A 19,788-nucleotide genomic window follows, 5' to 3' on the forward strand; every position below is an offset into this window, starting at 1 on the left:
GCAAGGGAGGTTTTTATGAACGAAAAAGTAAAATCGGGTTCGCGGAACGTTGCAATTGTCGGGCCTTATTTAAGTGGAAAAACCACTTTACTAGAAAGCTTGTTATTTGTCACAGGGGCAATTTCCCGCAAAGGCAATATTAAGGACAGCAATACAGTAGGAGATAGTGCAGCCGAGTCGCGCGATCGCCACATGAGTGTAGAAGTCAGCGCCGCTAGCACTGAGTATAACGGCATTCGCTTCACTTTTATTGACTGTCCGGGAAGCGTAGAATTTGCCCAAGAAACCTACAATGCTTTGATAGGAGTCGATGCAGCAATTGTAGTTTGCGAACCCATCCGCGAACGAGTTCTCACCCTTGCCCCTCTATTTAAATTCTTAGACGATTGGGAAATTCCCCACCTCGTCTTCGTCAACAAAATGGATCGGGCAAATATTCACGTCCTAGAAACGTTACACGCCCTGAAAGCAGTATCTAGCCGTCCCCTGGTAGCGCATCAATACCCCATCATGAACGGGGAACAACTTACCGGCTTTATTGATATGGTGAGCGAACAGGCATATCAATATCATCCAGGCGCACCTGCTGACCCTATTCCCTTCCCCGAAAGTTTAAAAGAAGAAGAACATACAGCACGGGCAGAAATGCTCGAAGCCTTAGCAAATTTTGATGATCATTTACTCGAAGAACTTTTAGAAGACATCGAACCATCCCAAGAAGAAATTCTCAAAGATTTAAAAATGGAATTAGGGGCAGATTTGGTAGTGCCCGTTTTCTTTGGTGTGGCAGAACAAGATTATGGTGTTAGACCTTTATTAGAAGCCTTGTTACGAGAAGCCCCCGAACCAGAAACCACAGCAGAACGTCGTTTAAAAAACATCAAAGGTGATCCTCTAGCACAAGTATTAAAAACTTTCTACACTCCTCAAGGTGGCAAACTTTCTCTGGTGCGTGTTTGGCGGGGCAAATTAACTGATGGCATTGTCCTCAATGGCATCCGCACTGGTGGAATTTACCGTCTCATGGGACAACAGCAGCAGTTCGTTAATGAAGTTGGTGCTGGTGAAATTGTCGCATTGAGCCGTTTAGAAGGCATTAAGACAGGCGATACAATCTCCACAGAACAGCAGTCGGTGATGGAATTACCTAAAGCTGTACAGTTGGAACCTGTATATGCCCTCGCCATTACACCAGAAAAGCGAAACGATGAAGTTAAACTCAGCAGTGCTATTACCAAGTTGTTAGAAGAAGACTGCTCACTTGCTTGGGAACAACATGGCGATACCCACGAAGTAATTCTTTGGGGTCAAGGTGAGATTCATTTGCAAGTCACCCTAGACAGACTGCGCCGCAAATATAACTTGCCAATGACAACCCACTTACCGCAAGTGCCTTACAAAGAAACCATCCGCAAAACAGTGGCTTCAGTTCATGGGCGCTACAAACATCAAAGCGGTGGTCACGGACAGTTTGGTGATGTTTTTCTCGAAATCAAGCCTTTACCACGCGGTACAGGTTTCAACTTTAATGAAACCATTGTTGGCGGCGTGGTTCCGAAACAGTACATTCCTGGCGTAGAAATGGGCGTGCGGGAATTTTTAACACACGGGCCTTTGGGCTTCCCAATAGTGGATTTGGCGGTAACTCTGACTAATGGTTCGTATCACAACGTTGATAGTTCCGAACAAGCTTTTAAACAAGCTGCCCGATTGGCAATGCAAACAGGGATATCCCAAGCGGAACCTACCCTATTAGAACCAATTCTGCGGGTAGACGTTACCACACCGAGTGAATTTACCTCCAAAGTTTTGCAACTATTGAGTGGTAGACGGGGGCAGATTTTAGGCTATGAGGGGAGAAATGATTGGCAAGGCTGGGATAATGTCTCTGCATACTTGCCACAAGCAGAGATGCAGAATTTTATTGTAGAGCTGCGATCGCTCACCTTGGGCGTTGGTTCCTTCCACTGGGAATATGACCATCTCCAGGAAGTACCGGAAAAGCTTGCTGAACGTGTTATTCAAAGTAATGGTAATGGTGGTAACGGCAACGGCAAGTAGTTTGGGATTTGTTGAGAATCCATTGAGTTTATATTTAAGGACATCTCTTGTGGATGTCCTTGATTTTATGGAGATTTTTATTCTTTTGTAGCGTTTGCGATTGATAAGCAGGGATTAATATCATGTGCGCTTAATCACTTATCAAAAAAACTCTGCGCGTCCTTGCGTCGAGGCGAATATTAGCGATCGCTTAAAGATAGGTTTTGTTTGCTAGGCTAAAGCGGAAGATTTAAAATTTAGGTAGATAATCAAGGCTAAATAGTCTCTATGGCTTACTGCACTATGTCAACTGTTTATCCTTACTGAGTTATTGGCCTTAGATAAGACTAGACTTTTTCGCTAAATAATAGCGAATTAAATTAATCAAGTAGAAATTATTGAGATTGTAGCTAAACAATGATGCATTTTAAGTTTTCACCCAAAATTCTGCAAAGGCTGGGAGAAGAACTCATTCCAAATCCAGACCAAGGAATCATCGAATTGGTTAAGAACTCTTATGATGCTGATGCTACTGAATGCACAGTAGAACTTATCAAAACTAGCGCCATAGGTGGCTTGATTATTATTTCAGATAACGGTGTTGGTATGGATAAAGATGCCATTAGCGAGGGATGGCTGGTGCTAGGCCGCTCGAAAAAAGCTATCCGTGAAGTTACTCAATTAGGTCGCTTACCTGTAGGTAATAAAGGATTAGGTAGGTTAGCCGCTCTACAGATGGGTTCTCAAGTATTCTTAAAAACTAGACCTAAATATGAACCAGGAGTTGAATATTCTTTAACGATTAATTGGGATGATTTTCAGGAAGCTGATGTAGTAGAAGATGTTGCTTTTGATGTCCAAAAAAGTAGCACAGATAAACGGTATGGAACTGATATTATAGTTAGTAATCTTAAAAAGACATTTAATAAACGTGATATCCAAAGACTAGCTAAGGAACTTTTACTGCTAGCAGATCCATTTGACAATCATGCAGGTTTTAGCCTTAAACTTATTGCTCCAGAATTTTCTGAAATTGAAAAACAAGTAAACAATGCTTACTTTGATGATGCCGAATATCATTTGCAAGCTAGTATAAATGAATTTGGGATTGCTGAAGCAAGATTGCTGGACTGGCAGAAGAACGTAATTTTTCATGCAAAACATAGTGCTATTTCTCAACAAGAGCTTTACAAAACGCCTCGAACAGAATTTGAACTGTGGGTATTCTTTCTAAATCCTCAAACTTTTTCAGCTAGAAAGACTTCTGTTTCTTTCACACAAGTTAGAGAATGGCTTGCTCAAGTAGGGAATGTTCGTCTCTACCATCGAGGTTTACGGGTAAAACCCTATGGAGATTCGGACGATGATTGGTTGAACTTAAATTATGCACGAGCAAGAAATCCAGAGGTTCGTCCTTCAACAAAAACAGTTATTGGTAGAGTAATTGTTAATGACCCTGACGATATCTTACTTCAGAAAACTGATCGGCTTGGTTTTATTGAAAATGAAGCTTTTCTAGAGTTAAAACGCTTCGCAATTGATGTGTTGGAATGGATGGCGAAAGAAAGGCTTAAAGTCACTGAAACGCAAAGACAAAGGATTAAGAAACAAGTTCCTCGTGATCTTACAGAAGCTAAAGCCAGAATTGAAGAAGTTATTGAAGCAGAAGTTCCTCAAGAATCTCGTCCTAAAGTCTTAGAAGCTGTTCAGCAATACGAAACTGTAACAGAACGTGAAACCAAGGTATTACGTGAAGACCTTCAGTTGTATCGCAGTCTAGCTACAGCGGGAACAACCGCAGCAGTTTTCGCTCATGAATCTGCTAAACCAGTGACTTCAATTGCAAAAATAGCTAAGAGAATAGAAAAAAAGGGTAAAGAAATTCTCAAAGAAAAGTATGAACAATATTTCGGAGAACCAGTTAGAAAGCTTTATCAAGTAAGTAAGTCATTACAACGCTTTTCCAATTTTCCACTGCATCTGTTGAAACGAGAAAAACGTCGTGCAGGTGTTGTAGATGTCCATAGTGTTCTTGATGATATCGTCGCACTTTTTCAAAGTTTTTTTGAAGAAGGTGAAATTCAAGTTATCAAAGAAAAAATTGATACTAAACCTTGCATTTATGGAAGCGAGGCTTTGCTAGAAGCAATTATTACAAATCTTTTAACAAATGCTATAAATGCTTTTAATGTTGAAGGTGGACGTATAGAAGAACGTCAAGTAATTATCAGAACTGAAACTGAAGGAACTAATTTAAAAATTAAAGTTTTAGATAACGGTTCAGGAATTCATAATATAAAATTAGACGAAATTTGGCTACCTGGTACAACTACTAGGGAAGATGGTACAGGTTTAGGATTGACAATTGTGAGAGATTCCGTAACTGATCTGGGAGGCTCGGTAGATGCAATTGCAAAGGGTGAATTAGGTGGAGCAGAATTTATTGTAGAATTAACACTTATTATAGAGTAAGTTTTATGAGGATGACACAAGTTTTGAATAATCTAAAAATAGCTATAGTTGATGATGATAAAAACCTAGCTGAGGTAACAGCTTGGGAAGTAGAAGAAGCAGGCTATCAACCATTTTTATTAGACAATGGACACTTTCGCAATGTTAGTGACTTGGTATCACTTATTAGAGAAAATGCTCAAGGTGCTGTGTGCGATCACCGATTGAGTAATTCTGGATTTGCTAACTTTTATGGAGCAGAATTAGTTGCAAATCTATACGATTTTAAATTCCCATCATTGTTAATAACTCAGTATACAGAAATGGATACATCTTTTTCGATTAGAAAATGGAGACATAAAATACCTATACTACTAAGTCGAGAAGAAGCCGACGCTTCAAGCATTGCTAAGGGAATAGAAGATTGTAACTTAGAACTTTCTGGTAAAATACCGAGTACTAGAAAACCTCGTAGAACGATAGTTAGGATTACTAATATTGATGAAGAATCTCATGAACCTGTTGTAGATGCATTTGTTCCGGGTTGGAATCCCCATAAGGCTGTTCGTTTTCCAGCTTCTCTGATTCCAGAAAATATTAGAGTTGTATTAAAACCAAATATCCGTTTATTTGCTCACGTAAACACAGGAGCAGAAAAATCTGATGACCTATATTTTGAAAAATTTGAATTAGCACCTGAACCAGATGAAGATGATGGACTTGCCTGAATTGATTATTTTAGATGTTGGACATGGAAATTGTGCGTTAATCAGAGATGCAAATGATGCGATGGTTATTGACTGTCCACATGGGGGTACGTTGGCAGAAACTCTTGAGCATCTATCTATTAAAGAAATTTTACATATCCTCATTTCCCATTCTGATGCAGATCATATTGGAGGTATGATTGACTTACTCTCAAATGAAGATATCAAAATTCACAACGTACATATAAACCCTGATGCAATTAAGAAAAGTGCAATTTGGTTAGATTTCCGTATTGCTTTAAAAGACGCACGCCAACGTTTTGGAACTAACGTTTCATCAGAATTGACAACAACAAAAACAGGAAGTTTGAACATTGGTTCAGTTAATATAGAAATCCTGGCACCAACACCTGAATTAAATTTAGGTGGTGCTGGAGGAACAGATTTACAAGGAAGGCGATTAACTTCTAACTCAATATCAGCCGTTATCGGTATAGTTCACGATTCTCACAGAGTGGCTATATTAGCAGCAGATATTGATAATGTAGGCTTTGATAATTTGATTCAAGATCAAAAGAGTTTGAGTGCTGACATACTTGTTTTTCCTCATCATGGTGGAAAACCAGGGAGTGCAGATCCTAAAATATTTGCCCAGCAATTTTGTACTTTTATCCAACCAAAGTTAATAATATTCTCAATTGATCGTAATCGTTTTAATAATCCCCGTACAGAAATAGTAGAGGGTATTATTTCTTCAGTTCCCGATGCTCATATTTTATGCACTCAATTATCCCAACAATGTACTACTAGTCTTCCTAGTTCAAAGCCTACACATTTAACTACACTTCCTGCCAGAGGGCTTAATAGTAATAGCTGTTGTGGAGGAACTATAACTCTTAAAATAGATGGTAGCAGGACAACTTATGCTGAGATGGCTTTACATAAAGAATTTATTGTTAATCAAGTAGCTAGCCCAATATGTCGAAAGTTTTTATCTATCGTTAAACCGGATAAGTAGGTCGGTGTAAATAAAGCTAACTTTCGTCAATGGGTAAAAAAGCAAATTAAGCTAACTTAATCTAATCCTTGTTCTTTTTACAACAAATGAGCGTTGTAATACTTAATAGTATTTTTATATGCAACAGAAAACTTTGCGGCTCTAGAAAAAAAAAGGAGCCTAACTTAGGCTCCTTAATAAAAAACTGGTAAAAGAATTGTGACTACTTAACAGTCACCTTACCGCCAGCTTCTTCGATGCGCTTCTTAGCATCTTCAGCAGCATCCTTAGCAATACCTTCTTTAACTGCCTTGGGCGCAGCTTCCACCAAGTCTTTCGCTTCTTTCAGACCCAAACCGGTCAATTCCCGGACAATCTTCAGTACGGCAATCTTCTTATCAGCTGGGACTGATTCGAGAATCACTTCAAACTCAGTTTGCTCTTCTACAGCTTCAGGAGCCGCAGCAGCAGCACCAGGGCCTGCAAACGCTACCCCAACAGGTGCAGCAGCACTTACACCAAAAGCTTCTTCAATTTGCTTGACTAATTCAGAAGCTTCCAGCAAAGAGAGAGTTTTTAGTTGTTCTAAAATGTTATCGGTTGCAGCAGACATTGATATAACTCCTGTAATTTTGATTATTTATTTGTCATGGGTCATTGGTCTTTAACTATAGACTTTTGACTTTTGACTGATGAACCACGAAGTCTATTCAGCAGCAGTTTCAGTGCTACTATCACCTTCAGCAGTGCTTTCGGTGCTGCTATCTTGGACAGCAGCGGTTTCGGTACTACCACCACTTTGCTCTTGGTCGGCCACAGCCTGCAAAGCACGAGCCAGCGAACCAGGAACTTCGTTGATACCCACAGCAATCTTGGTAGCCAAAGCGTTGATAGCCCCAGCAATTTGTGCGATGAGTTGTTCCTTAGATGGCAAGTCTCCTAGTACCTTGACATCAGGTTCTTTTAGTAGGCGACCTTCCAGTACACCACCACGAAGTTCTGTCTTCTTGGTAACTTTTTGGAATTCTTGGTATGCCTTAATTGCCGATGAAAAATCTTCTTTTACCAGCAAAAAGGCGGAAGCACCGTTGAGTAATTCCGACAAAGGCTGCCATTTTTCATCACCTTCAATGGCAATGCCCATTAAGGTGTTCTTCGTAACCTTACAAACAGTGCCACTGGGACGTAACCGCCGCCGTAAGTCTGTGATTTCCGAAACTGTCAGCCCCTGATAGTCAATTACCAGTGCCAGAGTTGACGCACTCAAAGTTTCTTTGAGGTCAGCTACTATTTCTTTTTTATTTTCTAGTGTTCTACCCATTCCAATCTCACCTCCTTAAAACAATCGGTGATTGCCCTACTTTTACGTTTATTTCTCAACCTGAACCCAAACAACAAACCCCAGCTAATTTAGCCGGGGTTGAGTAGTAAGACTCGTGATGCCATAGTTATCACACCTTTATGCGTGATGATTTTGACAATTAGAGTTTTAACCTCGGCAGGATATTTAAGCTATTAGCACCTGCTGTCTCCGGCTTTGCCTATTTAATTTTGTCATTTGTCATTTGTCCTTCGTCCTTTGTTTTTGTCTTTACAAATGACTAATGACTAATGACTAATGACCAAAAATTACGCTGCTTCACTCAGTTTCAAATCTCGTAGGGCACTGATATCAACTTTAATTGATGGCCCCATAGTGGCTGACACATAAAATGTGCGCCAATAGCGACCTTTAGCTCCTGAAGGACGGTTACGGTCAATCGTCTCCTGCAATGCCTTCAGGTTGACTAACAAATCTTCGGGCGAGAAGGTTGTCTTACCAAACATAACATGGACAATACCAGTTCGGTCAGCCCGGAATTCTAATTTACCAGCTTTGAATTCTGCGATCGCACCTGCTAAATCAAATGTTACGGTTCCACCCTTGGGCGATGGCATCAAACCACGCGGCCCAAGCAATTTACCCAGCTTTGCCACTTGTGGCATCACATCGGGCGTGGCAATCAGCTTGTCAAAATCCATTCTACCTTTCTGGATTTCGTCAATCAGTTCTTCTGACCCAACTATATCAGCACCAGCGTTGCTCGCTTCGTTTACCTTTTCGCCTCTGGCTATCACCGCCACGCGGACGATTTGTCCTGTACCTTTGGGCAGTGCTACCGTTGTCCGCAACTGTTGGTCTGTATACTTGGGGTCAATTCCCAACCGGATATGCGCTTCCGCAGCTTCGGTAAATTTAGCTGTTGCTGTGTCTTTGAGAAGGGCTAAAGCCTCTAGCGGATGATAATCTTTTTCTTCTACTTTTGCTTGCAGACCCTGCAAACGACGCGATATTTTTGGCATTTGTTCTCCTGGGGTAATTCCGAAGCCTCGCCTCTCCCCCGATAAAATTTTGGATTTTAGATTAGGAAGTTAGGAATGAGGAGTTACTAATTTAAAACTCATAACTCATAACTCATAACTCATAACTTTCTTAGTCTGTGACTGTTACACCCATATTTTTAGCCGTTCCTGCCACAATCTTCATTGCCGCTTCGATATCGTTGGCATTGAGGTCGGGGAGTTTGGTTTGGGCTATCTCTTGCAATTGCGCTTTGGTTATTGACCCAACCTTCTTTTTGTTGGGTTCATTCGAGCCTTTTTCAACTTTCGCCGCCTTCCGAATCAGTACTGATGCGGGTGGCGTTTTGAGTACGAATGTAAAACTCCGGTCTTCAAAAACCGAAATTTCTACAGGTATCACCATTCCAGCTTGGTCTGCTGTTTTGGCGTTGTACTCTTTACAAAACATCATGATGTTGACACCATGTTGACCCAAGGCGGGACCAACTGGCGGTGCTGGGTTGGCTTTTCCAGCATTCAGGGCCAGTTTAATGACCGCCACTACTTTCTTCGCCATTTGTATTTAACTCTGTTTCTCTACCTGATTAAATTCCAATTCTACTGGTGTATCCCTGCCGAAAATTGAGAGCAAGGCTTTAAGTTTACTCCGTTCTGGAGAGACTTCAATTACCTCGCCTTCAAAGTCTTTAAATGGACCAGAAAGCACCATTATCTTATCACCAGTAGCCATGTCAATTTTGACAACAGCTTCTTGTTCGCTGGTTTGTTTGAATATACGTTCAACTTCTGAAGAACTCAGTGGTATGGGGTTGACATGACCGCGACCCTTACTGCTACCACGTTTTTGTTCTGAACCGACAAAGTTAATTACATGAGAGGTGTTGCGTACCACCTGCCAAGTATCATCATCCATCATCATCCGCACTAGCACATAACCAGGGAAAACTTTTTCTTCTGTATGCTGGCGACTGCCATCTTTACGGATTTTCACCGCTGGCGTCTGCGGAATTTCTACCTGGATAATTTTGTCAGCGACATCAAAAGTTTGAATGCGTTGCTCTAAGTTAGTCTTTACACGCTTTTCACAGCCTGAAGCTACTTGTACTGCATACCAGCGTGCTTCTTTTGACGCTGCTTCTGCTGCTTCTGCTGCTTCTGCTGTTTCCTCTGACTGCAACATTGAGTTGCGTGGTTCATCTGTTGCAAAACTCATTAGAACACCTGTTTTGCTGCCCAAGCAAACAATCCATCGACCAAGTATATCAAAGATGCGGAGAGTGCCACCATTAACAACACAGCGGCGGATTCGCTCACTATCTGTTTCCGACTGGGCCAAACTACTTTTTCAAGTTCTTCTTTGGTTCCCTGTATGAAGTTGCCAAAGCTAAACCCATTTGTGGTTTCTGGCAATTCTGCTTCACTTTTTTTGGCCACGACCTTTTATCCCCCGTTTCTTATACTAGATCCTGTTTAATTGTCATCTCGGTTTTGCAGTTTCGACTCTATTTCACTTACTGGAAGCAAAACAACTGCAAATACAATAAGTTTACCCGAAATTATTAGCGCTAACTGCTATATTAGCAGCCGCGTAATTATTTCGGGCTTTGTTTTTTTGCTCTTGAGCGCGCCCTGGAGGACTTGAACCCCCGACATCAGGTTTTGGAGACCTGCGTTCTACCAACTGAACTAAGAGCGCACAAGCTGTTTTTGATTCGCTGATTGCGCTGAACTAAATTTCAGTTTAACGCAATATGCGATTTATATCATACCTTAATTTTGTTGGGAAAACAAGTCAGCGGCAGATGCCGCTTGAGATTTCTCCCATAATGATTGAAGGACGAATCACAAAGGGCGGTCAAACCGTTGCTTGATTCGGGTTGCCTTACCTACGCGATCGCGGAGATAATAAAGTTTAGCACGGCGGACTTTACCGCGACGTAATACTTTGATGCTGTCAATGCGGGGAGAATGCAGCAAAAATACTCGCTCAACGCCCACGCCTTGGAAAACCTTACGAACTGTAATAGTTTCGTTGATGCCACCATTGCGCTTGGCAATTACTACTCCCTCGTAGGGTTGGACGCGGTATTTTTCGCCTTCTTTGATTTTCACTCCCACTTTTACAGTGTCGCCCACATAAATGTCGGGCAAATTCGATTTTATGTGTTCCGCTTCAATGGAGCGGATAATCTCTTGAGCGTTCATAGTCTTTCTGTCTGCTTAAAAAAAACTCACGATCATCAATGATAAATCGATAATCCTATTTCAGTCTACTTGTTGGGATTGATAATTTTACTGATACAACGGTCTAAAGATCAAAGCTATATTGCAGATTGCTGTACCATAGGGGTAAAATTTATGAAATTTAGCGTTGTCATCAGTACCTATAATCGCTTGAATTTGCTGAAAAGAGCAATTGATTCGGCTCGTAACCAAACAATTGAGTGTGAGGTGGTTGTTGCCGATGACTGTTCATCTGATGACACCCAAACCTATCTCCAAAGTTTAGGCGATAAGGTTGTTTACCATCGTAACGAAATTAACCTTGGTCATGCAGCAACGGTGAATGCTGGAGTTGCCAAAGCTAGCGGCGACTGGATTAAGTTTTTAGATGATGACGACTATTTAGCGCCCAACTGTATAGAAGAGATGGCAAAGGCGATCGCACTTCGTCCCGATGCTGTAATCTGCTCTTGTGTGGCGGCTCAGGTCGATGGCAATGAATTTGAACTCTCTCGCACCCCTCAAGTTGGCCCCGGTTTAGCTTTTTATATCCCCCAAGCCGATATTCACTACGGTATGCTTTTAGAGCTTGTACCTTTTGGCACGCCTGTACAAGTAGCTTGCCGGCGTGATGCTTTCCTACAAACTGGTGGTTGGGACTCCACACTCGATGCTAACTGTGATGACATCGATTCTTGGATTCGGATTGCCCAGTTTGGCGATGCGATTTTCTTCAACCAGTGTCTTGCTTACCGCACTATCTGGCCAGGTGCGTATAATCAAAAGTTTTCTCTATCTCGGCGATTGGCGACAAATATTTTGATGAAAGAGAAAATTTACGCCTTGGTAAACGAGGAACATCGGTCAAATATTCCTTTGCTTCAAGATATAAAAAATTACCTGAAACTCCATTGGATTTTAGTAGCACTGAAGCAAAAAAATCTCAAGAGTTTTCTTTCAATGATAGATCCGTCCATAATTTCTCCTCGGTCTTGGAAGTTTTTGCTAACTGCTGTTTCATCACGCCGCACTCAGGGGAACAATTCCCAGGTTCGTAAACTTGTGTTGATTGAGTCGTAATTATGATGTCTGGCAAAATCACTCAGAATAAAAAATTTATTTTATAGTGAGGGCTAAAGTCCTCACTATTTGTCTATTCACCACTATGAATTTATGAAATTTGTTACTGGTTGTAGGCATTGGGAAATAGCAAAGCGACTGAAATAGCAGATTCAGTCTTCAGAATTTTGGAGTTTTACCCCGATTTATCGAGCCGTTACTGAATAAGTCTTTAAGCTAAGTAACTGGTTAGAAGCGCTGTTAGTCAGTAGCAAGTGGTCAATTTTATACACTACTGGCTACTTTTGAGTTGTCACTAATAACCTCAACAATTATGTTGATTTACACTTAGTTACTTATCTTAAATTTTTATACATTTGTTAAACATTATGCGAATCATACATATTTTGAACCACGTTCAAGAAATAGGTAACGGTATTGTGAATGTGGCTGTGGATCTGGCTTGTCTACAGGCAAAATCTGGTTATGAGGTTGCGGTTGTTTCTGCTGGTGGTGAATACGAGGCTTTACTAGAGCTTTGTGGTGTCAAACATTACCATTTAGACCAAAGCAGGAAACCGCTAAATACGATTAAAGCAGCTATACGTTACCGAGCGATCGCAGCTGAATTTCAGCCGGATATTGTTCATGCCCACATGATGACGGGGGTAATATTAGCACGTATTTTCAAAGGAAACAAATATGCTTTAGTTTCTACAGTCCACAACGAATTTCAGCGTGCTAGCTTGCTGATGGGTTTAGCTGACAGAGTAATTGCTGTCAGTCAGGCTGTATGTGATTCTATGATTAGGCGCGGTATTCCAGAAAACAAGTTGCGGGTAGTATGTAACGGCACTTTAGGCAGTCCCCGCACCCGACAGATACAAGATTATCTACCTTTACCATTACAACATCCAGCGATCGCCACTGTAGCCGGAATGTATCAACGCAAGGGAATTGCTGAGTTAATTGCTGCCTTTGAACAAATTGCCTCAGATTTTCCCCAAGCCCATCTTTATTTGGTAGGAAATGGCCCTGATAAACAGCTATTTGAGGCGCAGGCACAAGCAACTTCTGTAAAAGAACGCATTCATTTTGAAGGCTTTCAACCGGAACCTCAACGCTATCTGATATCTTGTGACATATTTGTGCTGGCTTCTCACCGTGACCCTTGCCCTTTGGTACTTTCGGAAGCTAGAGAAACTGGAACTGCGATCGTTGGCACTCAGGTAGACGGGATTCCTGAAGCTTTAGACAACGGGCGAGCAGGTCTTTTGGTGCCAGCAAAAGATAGTCATGCTTTAGCTGGGGTTTTAGTGCAATTACTGAGTAATGCCGAGATGCTGCAAGAGTGGAAACAGCGGGCAAAGAAAAACCTAGAAAGGCTGAGTGTTGCCCGCGTCCATCAGGAAACAATGACAGTGTATCGTGAGTTAATTACAGAATGAGGGTATGGGCACAAGAGGCAGAGGTGCGGAGGGGCAGAGGAGCAGAGGGGAAAAACTTATTGCAACTTCTCCTCTGCTCCCCTGCTCCCCTGCTCCCCTGCTCCCCTGCTCCCCTGCTTCTTCCCCAGTCCCCTTAACAGAGCGATCGCTTTAATTTTAAAGCTACGCCTAAAGCGCCAAAAACCAGTACGCCCAAAACGTTAGTTGATTCAGGAACAGCTGTGTAATAAGAAGCCACCCTGATCGGCCCATCTTTATCTTCTTGGTCTGCTGGAATTGGTGGAATGATTCCAGCACCTGGCGCTAGATTAGGCAGGGTAGCGAATGGATTGTAAAACAGGGTTCCGTTTGGGATGACGCCACCACTAAAAGTGATAGTACTACCAGCAATGGTAATGTTTGTAAAAATATCCTTTAGATCGGGGTTAGCAGAGTTACCAATCTTCCCATCTCCATTAACATCTCCCCACTCCACTGTTTCATTATCAAGTGCTGGAGTAGAATTCGGATTACTATAAGACAGTGTTTTTAAATCAAAGACCAAGCTATTTATATCGTATCCGGTAGCATTTAGAAAGTTATTAGCTACATCTGGAACACCATATTCTATTACTTGCCCTGGTAAAAACCCTGTAAGGGTTCTTGGTTTTTTTGCGTCGAGTACATCTTGATTTTTAGTCGTCACAATGGGTTCTACAAAAATGACGGCTCTTGCTGGTGTCCAAGACAAAAAACTAATTCCTGCTGCTCCGAGAACAGACAAGGCTATTTTTGTGGCAATTCTAGTCATATTTGTGTCCTTTGGATATTGATTAACAGAGTGCTACACCTCGTGGTTTAAATCAAACAGCAAAAACTCACTTTTAAACTGCTATCTATCTGCTAGATAAATAGTGGTTAATGTGTGTTTGCTCGCTGAGTTGATATTTACTCATAGGTTGATTTATAAAGCAATTCTTGTAATGCTTTATCATGATAACTAGTAATTTCACGCAATCTTTATAAAAAATCCAAATTATAACTTATGCATTGACAGATTAGACAATGTGTGAATCATAAGTAATTACCCTGACTGCTAATGAACTGTGGTTTATTTTGTCTTAACGGGATGCTAGTAGCAGGTTTGAGATGAAATGGTTATAAGATTTAGAGACTATGGCAAACGACTTGCTGATTTTGAGCAAGAAATTATAGTACGTTGTCCCTTAGGCTGGCACAATGGCAGTCTTGCCAGTCGCCTACCGCGATGGATCGAGCTAACGCAGCATCGGGAAAAAGTTTTACAGAAAATTCAACAGTTAAAGCACAGGTTGTAATCAAGGCTTTAATCTTGTTGATGAGCAAATTTATAACCACCCCAGAGAGAAAGTGCGATCGCAACTACCAGCAAAATCGGTATACTGTACCAAGGAAACTGAGACAAGGGTAGATGTGCAACTGCACGCAATCCAATGCTGGTGTAGGTTAGTGGCAAAAGGTAAACTACAACTTTGAGAGCCGCTGGTAATGTCGCAGGGTCAAAGAACGTTGCTCCTAAGAAGGACATGGGGATAATGATAAAATTATTGTAGAGTCCGACTGATTCGAGCGATCGCACACTCAACCCTATAATCACCCCTAATCCAGCAAATACCGAACAATTCAGCGCCACCAACAGTAAAAATAGTGGGTTGAGAAAATTCCAGTTTCCAGTCAACAGCAGCGCTACCAAAATCACGGAACCGGAAGTCATCAAACCCCGCACGACTCCCGCCAGCATTTTCCCGATGTACAAAGCTAAGGGGTTTATGGGAGTTAACAACAATTCCTCAAAGGTTTTGGTAAATAGTCTGTCTCCACAAATTGAAAATGTCGTTCCAGCAAAGCTAACCGTCATCGACGACAGCGCCACCATTCCCGGTAATATAAATTCCAAATAGTTGTCATAATTACCACTAATTCCTGAACCGGGTTTGATGGAACTACCCAAACCCAAGCCAAAAGCTAAAATATATATCAGTGGCGATATTAAGCCTGATGCCGCAACAGGTAAAATTCTCACGCGTAAATCTAACCAATCTCCCCAAAAAATAGTCAGACTATCAGCCAGAAAGATTTGAAGTTGCGAAGTTTTGAACCTCTTGCCCGAAGGTAGCGCTCTTTGAAATGTCACGTGCTTTTAATTATTTGTTTAAATTTCATTAAATGTTAATTTACATTGTTTTACACATCAATTACTAGGGGTAACAAAAATATCTCATTCTCAAAATTTAAAATTAACAATACAAATTAGATAGTTTAAGCATTCTGACTAGATTACTTATGAAAATTAAGTTAGTTCTATCTGATAAAAATCACAACTATGCTACAATTGACAAATTAAAACCAGAATTTATTAATAAAATCAAGAGCGGCAACAAGCGCGCCAAGGTTATAACTAATAACAATTAGTTAATGAGCAAATAAAGGAAAATACTCACTAATTATTTCAGATGGAAACAATCAGCGACTAGTACGGCTTGGCATAAATTCAGCTATCATTTCAATTAGCCAAACAAGTTGCTTGACTAACTTGTATAAGGTAAGCAAACTTTCGCCACAGTGTATGATATTGAAATTCTGCCCAAAAATCTAGATAAATTCGTATTTTTCTCATTTAACAAGAAGATCGCAGAGAAAGTCACAGGCAATTACAGTCAAGAATAGGCATACTGAAAGAGGGAGAAAAAACTTTAGACCACTCCCTCCCAAATCGGCGTGAAGGTGATTAAGCAACAATGAGACGTAAATCTACTGGTAGATCGGCTACTACTCCTAAACCCTCTATTTTCCAATCCCCTCTATTTAACTTCACCACCATCGCAATTATGGGAGGGGTGTTGATTTTGGGAATTGGGATTGGCATTGCTTTTAGTTCTACAACCACATTGGCTCCATCAAATGTAGCTTCTCGTGAATTTATAGACACCAAAGCACCAAACCCGGAAATTTGTGTGCAGTACGGAGCCAGTGCGATGGTGATGGACGCTAGACTGTTCGTCACTCTCAACCCCTTCAATGTCTATGTTGCCCAGCCTAGTATGCGTCCTGGATGCGTGATCCGACAAAATAACTGGGCACTTTTAGAGCAACGTAAGTTGGTGACATCCGATCAGGTAAATGAGTGCAAAAATCGCCTGAACACCTTTGGCTTTACAGGTAACTTGGACAGTGACAAACCTGATATTAGGTGTATATATCAGAATGAAGCTGCTCAAAACTTCTTTACGGCTCAACCAGGAGCAGTTGGAACTCCTCAAGAAACGGACAGATTTTAGATTTGGGCATTGGGCGTTAGGAGTTAAGAGTTAGGAGTTAGGAGTTTTGTTTATCTCCTTGTGCCCTCATCTCCCTGCCCCCTTGCCCCCTGCTCCCCAATCCCAGCGATCGCCTCTTCAAAATCAGGTCACTCGTACTCATCACGTATAATTGTTAAACCTAAAGCTTTGTAGGCACTCAGCATATTATTAGAAACTGTTGGTGCTGTTACTAGGTAAGTCAGGGCATGAATAGACTCCACTAGATAAGGAGCAGCCGTGTCTAGTTTTTCTGCTGTCACTAATCCCACTACCTCAGCCGATCCAGCAATCATGGCTCGTTTGACATGGGCTTCGTCTAGGTTAGGTACACTAATCCCAACTTCTGGATGCAAACTGCAAACTCCCAACATACACAAATCTGCACGAATCATCCGTAATGTCTCAATTGTGACAGTACCCACGTTCACCAAAGCTTTTTTGTAGAGTTGTCCACCTAACATCACAACCTCTATATGGGGATGTTCTGCTAAAGCAACTGCTATTGGTGGACTATTTGTGATCACTGTTGCGTGCAAATCTAGGGGTAAATGACGGGTTACTTGGAGAGTTGTCGTACCTCCATCTAAAATCACCACTTGTCCTGTACAAACTAATTTTGCTGCTGTCCGAGCGATCGCTTCCTTTTCTTTTGGCGCTTGCTTTTGGCGATCGGCATAACTAGCGGTGGCTGGAGATTTGAGCAGCGCTCCCCCATGAACGCGTTGCAATAGTCCCGTTTCTGCCAGTTCTCGCAAATCCCGCCGAATCGTATCCTCAGAAACTTTGAGAACAGCACTAAGTTCTGTCGAAAGTACCTTTTTATCACGACGCAGAATTTCTAAGATGAATTGTCGTCGTTCAGCAGTTAGCATAATTAATTTTCCTGAAATTGCGTTTTTGGACTTGAAATTGCGTTTTTGTGAGTTTATACTTATTGATATGCAAGTTTTTGTACGGTAATCCGTAACTTCAACTGAATTCAAGCACATTCATGCACAATTGAATTTATTGATTTTGGCATTTGATGAAATCATACGGTTCCACAACGGTTCCGAGTGGTTAACTTGAGCTTGGATAATTGTTGCCCAATCTGGGTTTTAACAATTTTTTTGTAGTGCGATCGCGCATTCGGTCTGTTCAAATTGTTTTTCATTCAATCAATAAACCATGACTATTATTAATACCCAATTTCCGATCGATCTCAGTGCTTACAAACCTTTAGCGCTCAATCCAGCAAATTCCAGCCTTACCGCCCAACAGCGAGAGACTCTCAAAGCGAATATTCAACTCTGCCGGGATGCGATCGTCTTTTTTACAGCAACTGGCGCTGCTAGCGGAGTGGGCGGTCATACTGGTGGGCCTTATGATACAGTGCCAGAGGTAACGATCCTTGATGCCTTTTTTCGGGGAGCATCGGAGCAATTTGTACCGATTTTCTTTGATGAAGCAGGACATCGAGTCGCCACCCAATATTTAATGGCAACGTTGCATGGTGACTTACCTGCCGAGCAACTTTTACACTATCGCCAAGCACATTCCCATTTACCGGGACACCCCGAATTAGGGCTAACTCCTGGTGTGAAATTTAGTTCTGGCCGCCTGGGCCATGTTTGGCCTTACATCAATGGTGTGGCAATGGCGAATCCAGGCAAGGCTGTTTTCTGTCTCGGTTCTGATGGCTCTCAGCAAGAAGGCAACGATGCTGAAGCGGCTCGCTTGGCTGTTGCTCAACATCTCAACGTCAAGCTGCTCATTGATGATAATGATGTCACGATCGCCGGACATCCTTCTAAATATTTACCTGGTTTTAGTGTCGCCAAAACCTTAGAAGGGCACGGGTTGAAAGTACTTCAGGGAGACGGGGAAGACTTAGACGATTTATACCATCGTATTTGCGAAGCTGTAAATACTCCCGGAGCGATCGCTGTTATCAATAAACGTCCGATGTGTCCTGGTATTGAAGGTTTAGAAGGCTCTACTCATGGTCATGATGTAATTCCTGTAGATTTAGCAGTTAAGTATCTAGAATCTCGTGGACAAACTGCGGCTGTCGAATACCTTAAAAGTATTGAGAAACCCAAACAAACATATACATTTCTGGGTTCTAGTGACAAATGGGGCGCTAACCGCAATGTGTTTGGTGAAGCCGTGGTGGGTGTCCTCAGTCGCATGAGTGAGGCGGAGCGTAAAGAAAAAATTAAGGTCATTGATAGTGACTTAGAAGGCTCCTGCGGTTTGAAAAAAATTCACGATACATACCCGGAAATATTTATTTCCTCCGGCATTATGGAACGGAGCAACTTCTCTGCTGCGGCTGGATTTGGGATGGAGAAAGGCAAGCAAGGTATTTTTGCGACCTTCAGCGCCTTCTTAGAAATGTGTATCTCAGAAATTACAATGGCACGGCTGAACTATTCTAATGTTCTGTGTCACTTTTCTCATGCGGGTATAGATGATATGGCAGATAACACCTGCCACTTCGGTTTGAACAATATGTTTGCCGACAATGGCTTGGATGATGGCTACCAAACACAGTTGTACTTCCCAGCAGATGTTAATCAAATGACAGCTTGTGTAGAAGCCATATTCTTTGAGCCTGGACTGCGGTTTATTTTCTCCACCCGTTCCAAAGTCCCCAACATTAAGGACAGCAACGGCAATGACTTCTTTGGAAGTGGTTATAAATTTGTTCCCGGTAAAGATGAAGTTATACGAGAAGGGACGCAAGGCTACATTATCAGTTTTGGCGATGCTCTCTACCGTTCCCTGGATGCTGTAGAGCGTCTGAAGCAAGAAGGGCTAGACGTTGGTTTGATTAACAAAGCAACTTTAAACACCATTGATGAAGAAATAATTACCAAAGTTGGTAATACTCCTTTTGTGCTTGTAGTAGAACCCTTCAACCGTCGCACTGGCTTAGGTAGCCGTTTCGGTTCCTGGCTACTAGAGCGGGGGTTGACTCCCAAATATGCCCATCTCGGAACTCATAAAGAAGGTTGCGGCGGTTTGTGGGAACAGTACCCATATCAAGGTATCGATCCAGCGAGCATCATCAACAAGGTGAAGGAGTTAGCTGGAAAAAAATAATTCATTTATTAGGGCATGGTGCATTGGTTCGATTTTCCATGCCCCATTGGTGTAAACTTAAGCCGAAAACTATATCGGACAGGCGTTTTGCAAATCCCTCACGCCCTCATCCCCTA

19 protein-coding genes, 1 tRNA gene and 1 other annotated feature are annotated in these 19,788 nt (G+C 41.8%); of the genes, 9 read left to right on the plus strand and 11 right to left on the minus strand.

What is annotated here, in order from left to right:
* Positions 1-15: 15 nt before the first annotated feature.
* The 4 genes from V7K61_RS32060 to V7K61_RS32075 all read left to right on the plus strand — a co-directional run bounded on the left by V7K61_RS32060 (position 16) and on the right by V7K61_RS32075 (position 6,216).
* A complete protein-coding gene (locus tag V7K61_RS32060; protein ID WP_335059914.1) occupies positions 16-2,061 on the plus strand; it encodes an elongation factor G in 2,046 nt (681 codons plus the stop codon).
* 396 nt (positions 2,062-2,457) lie between these two features.
* Positions 2,458-4,512 (plus strand): ATP-binding protein, encoded by a 2,055-nt coding sequence (locus V7K61_RS32065; protein WP_335059916.1) that lies wholly within the window; start codon positions 2,458-2,460, stop codon positions 4,510-4,512.
* Positions 4,513-4,523: 11 nt separating this feature from the next.
* Positions 4,524-5,219: a hypothetical protein gene (locus V7K61_RS32070; protein WP_335059918.1), complete on the plus strand. Its 696-nt coding sequence runs from the start codon at positions 4,524-4,526 to the stop codon at positions 5,217-5,219.
* Complete coding sequence (locus tag V7K61_RS32075) at positions 5,212-6,216, plus strand: ComEC/Rec2 family competence protein (protein WP_335059920.1); 1,005 nt, start codon at positions 5,212-5,214, stop codon at positions 6,214-6,216. Before V7K61_RS32070 ends, V7K61_RS32075 begins: the two co-directional genes overlap by 8 nt.
* A 202-nt stretch (positions 6,217-6,418) precedes the next feature.
* Here V7K61_RS32075 and rplL read toward each other — a convergent pair whose 3' ends face one another.
* The 8 genes from rplL to rplS form a co-directional block, all read right to left on the minus strand.
* A complete protein-coding gene (gene rplL / locus V7K61_RS32080; RefSeq protein WP_335059922.1) occupies positions 6,419-6,808 on the minus strand; it encodes a 50S ribosomal protein L7/L12 in 390 nt (129 codons plus the stop codon).
* A 93-nt stretch (positions 6,809-6,901) separates the two neighbouring features.
* On the minus strand, positions 6,902-7,516 hold the full coding sequence (rplJ, locus tag V7K61_RS32085) for a 50S ribosomal protein L10 (RefSeq protein ID WP_335059924.1): 615 nt from the start codon (positions 7,514-7,516) through the stop codon (positions 6,902-6,904).
* A gap of 63 nt (positions 7,517-7,579) precedes the next feature.
* Positions 7,580-7,748 (minus strand) — a sequence feature (ribosomal protein L10 leader region).
* Between the two features lie 76 nt (positions 7,749-7,824).
* Positions 7,825-8,538, minus strand: coding sequence for a 50S ribosomal protein L1 (rplA, locus tag V7K61_RS32090; protein ID WP_335011160.1), 714 nt, complete (start codon positions 8,536-8,538; stop codon positions 7,825-7,827).
* Positions 8,539-8,668: 130 nt separating this feature from the next.
* Entirely contained in the window at positions 8,669-9,094 is a 426-nt protein-coding gene (gene rplK, locus V7K61_RS32095) for a 50S ribosomal protein L11 (protein ID WP_099102703.1), read from the minus strand.
* A gap of 6 nt (positions 9,095-9,100) precedes the next feature.
* Positions 9,101-9,751: a transcription termination/antitermination protein NusG gene (gene nusG / locus V7K61_RS32100; protein WP_094348919.1), complete on the minus strand. Its 651-nt coding sequence runs from the start codon at positions 9,749-9,751 to the stop codon at positions 9,101-9,103.
* Positions 9,751-9,972: a preprotein translocase subunit SecE gene (secE, locus tag V7K61_RS32105; protein WP_099102704.1), complete on the minus strand. Its 222-nt coding sequence runs from the start codon at positions 9,970-9,972 to the stop codon at positions 9,751-9,753. The genes nusG and secE overlap by 1 nt, the downstream gene beginning before the upstream one ends.
* A 189-nt stretch (positions 9,973-10,161) precedes the next feature.
* Positions 10,162-10,234 (minus strand) — tRNA-Trp (locus tag V7K61_RS32110).
* Positions 10,235-10,380: 146 nt separating this feature from the next.
* Positions 10,381-10,743: a 50S ribosomal protein L19 gene (gene rplS, locus V7K61_RS32115; RefSeq protein ID WP_196527330.1), complete on the minus strand. Its 363-nt coding sequence runs from the start codon at positions 10,741-10,743 to the stop codon at positions 10,381-10,383.
* 153 nt (positions 10,744-10,896) lie between these two features.
* Between rplS and V7K61_RS32120 the strand changes: the two genes are divergently transcribed.
* Positions 10,897-11,841 (plus strand): glycosyltransferase family 2 protein, encoded by a 945-nt coding sequence (locus V7K61_RS32120; protein ID WP_335059926.1) that lies wholly within the window; start codon positions 10,897-10,899, stop codon positions 11,839-11,841.
* Positions 11,842-12,209: 368 nt separating this feature from the next.
* Positions 12,210-13,268, plus strand: a complete 1,059-nt coding sequence (locus V7K61_RS32125; RefSeq protein WP_335059928.1) for a glycosyltransferase family 4 protein — start codon at positions 12,210-12,212, stop codon at positions 13,266-13,268.
* 133 nt (positions 13,269-13,401) lie between these two features.
* On the opposite strand, the gene V7K61_RS32130 is transcribed toward V7K61_RS32125, so the two are convergent.
* Positions 13,402-14,058: a hypothetical protein gene (locus V7K61_RS32130; protein ID WP_335059930.1), complete on the minus strand. Its 657-nt coding sequence runs from the start codon at positions 14,056-14,058 to the stop codon at positions 13,402-13,404.
* Positions 14,059-14,401: 343 nt separating this feature from the next.
* Between V7K61_RS32130 and V7K61_RS32135 the strand changes: the two genes are divergently transcribed.
* Positions 14,402-14,584, plus strand: a complete 183-nt coding sequence (locus V7K61_RS32135) for a hypothetical protein (RefSeq protein WP_335059932.1) — start codon at positions 14,402-14,404, stop codon at positions 14,582-14,584.
* A gap of 8 nt (positions 14,585-14,592) precedes the next feature.
* On the opposite strand, the gene V7K61_RS32140 is transcribed toward V7K61_RS32135, so the two are convergent.
* The gene (locus V7K61_RS32140) at positions 14,593-15,420 is read right to left on the minus strand and encodes an ABC transporter permease (protein WP_335059934.1); all 828 of its coding nucleotides are present in this window, start codon (positions 15,418-15,420) and stop codon (positions 14,593-14,595) included.
* A 604-nt stretch (positions 15,421-16,024) separates the two neighbouring features.
* On the opposite strand from V7K61_RS32140, the gene V7K61_RS32145 reads away from it, so the two are divergent.
* Positions 16,025-16,564, plus strand: coding sequence for a DUF3172 domain-containing protein (locus tag V7K61_RS32145; protein ID WP_334840063.1), 540 nt, complete (start codon positions 16,025-16,027; stop codon positions 16,562-16,564).
* A 128-nt stretch (positions 16,565-16,692) separates the two neighbouring features.
* On the opposite strand, the gene V7K61_RS32150 is transcribed toward V7K61_RS32145, so the two are convergent.
* Complete coding sequence (locus V7K61_RS32150) at positions 16,693-17,457, minus strand: DeoR/GlpR family DNA-binding transcription regulator (protein WP_104906232.1); 765 nt, start codon at positions 17,455-17,457, stop codon at positions 16,693-16,695.
* Between the two features lie 295 nt (positions 17,458-17,752).
* On the opposite strand from V7K61_RS32150, the gene V7K61_RS32155 reads away from it, so the two are divergent.
* Positions 17,753-19,672 (plus strand): transketolase C-terminal domain-containing protein, encoded by a 1,920-nt coding sequence (locus V7K61_RS32155; protein ID WP_335059937.1) that lies wholly within the window; start codon positions 17,753-17,755, stop codon positions 19,670-19,672.
* The last annotated feature ends 116 nt before the right edge of the window (positions 19,673-19,788 follow it).

It is taken from the genome of Nostoc sp. (assembly GCF_036918015.1).
Taxonomy (GTDB): Bacteria; Cyanobacteriota; Cyanobacteriia; order Cyanobacteriales; family Nostocaceae; genus Nostoc.

Excerpts from the sequence above, each read along its gene's own strand:
- rplS (WP_196527330.1), bottom strand. The coding sequence starts at position 10,743 with ATGAACGCTCAAGAGATTATCCGCTCCATTGAAGCGGAACACATAAAA.
- rplJ (WP_335059924.1), bottom strand. The coding sequence starts at position 7,516 with ATGGGTAGAACACTAGAAAATAAAAAAGAAATAGTAGCTGACCTCAAA.
- V7K61_RS32135 (WP_335059932.1), top strand. The coding sequence starts at position 14,402 with ATGGTTATAAGATTTAGAGACTATGGCAAACGACTTGCTGATTTTGAG.
- V7K61_RS32145 (WP_334840063.1), top strand. The coding sequence starts at position 16,025 with ATGAGACGTAAATCTACTGGTAGATCGGCTACTACTCCTAAACCCTCT.
- V7K61_RS32065 (WP_335059916.1), top strand. The coding sequence starts at position 2,458 with ATGATGCATTTTAAGTTTTCACCCAAAATTCTGCAAAGGCTGGGAGAA.
- V7K61_RS32130 (WP_335059930.1), bottom strand. The coding sequence starts at position 14,058 with ATGACTAGAATTGCCACAAAAATAGCCTTGTCTGTTCTCGGAGCAGCA.
- rplL (WP_335059922.1), bottom strand. The coding sequence starts at position 6,808 with ATGTCTGCTGCAACCGATAACATTTTAGAACAACTAAAAACTCTCTCT.
- rplA (WP_335011160.1), bottom strand. The coding sequence starts at position 8,538 with ATGCCAAAAATATCGCGTCGTTTGCAGGGTCTGCAAGCAAAAGTAGAA.
- V7K61_RS32150 (WP_104906232.1), bottom strand. The coding sequence starts at position 17,457 with ATGCTAACTGCTGAACGACGACAATTCATCTTAGAAATTCTGCGTCGT.
- V7K61_RS32070 (WP_335059918.1), top strand. The coding sequence starts at position 4,524 with ATGACACAAGTTTTGAATAATCTAAAAATAGCTATAGTTGATGATGAT.
- V7K61_RS32125 (WP_335059928.1), top strand. The coding sequence starts at position 12,210 with ATGCGAATCATACATATTTTGAACCACGTTCAAGAAATAGGTAACGGT.
- nusG (WP_094348919.1), bottom strand. The coding sequence starts at position 9,751 with ATGAGTTTTGCAACAGATGAACCACGCAACTCAATGTTGCAGTCAGAG.
- V7K61_RS32060 (WP_335059914.1), top strand. The coding sequence starts at position 16 with ATGAACGAAAAAGTAAAATCGGGTTCGCGGAACGTTGCAATTGTCGGG.
- V7K61_RS32155 (WP_335059937.1), top strand. The coding sequence starts at position 17,753 with ATGACTATTATTAATACCCAATTTCCGATCGATCTCAGTGCTTACAAA.
- V7K61_RS32120 (WP_335059926.1), top strand. The coding sequence starts at position 10,897 with ATGAAATTTAGCGTTGTCATCAGTACCTATAATCGCTTGAATTTGCTG.
- rplK (WP_099102703.1), bottom strand. The coding sequence starts at position 9,094 with ATGGCGAAGAAAGTAGTGGCGGTCATTAAACTGGCCCTGAATGCTGGA.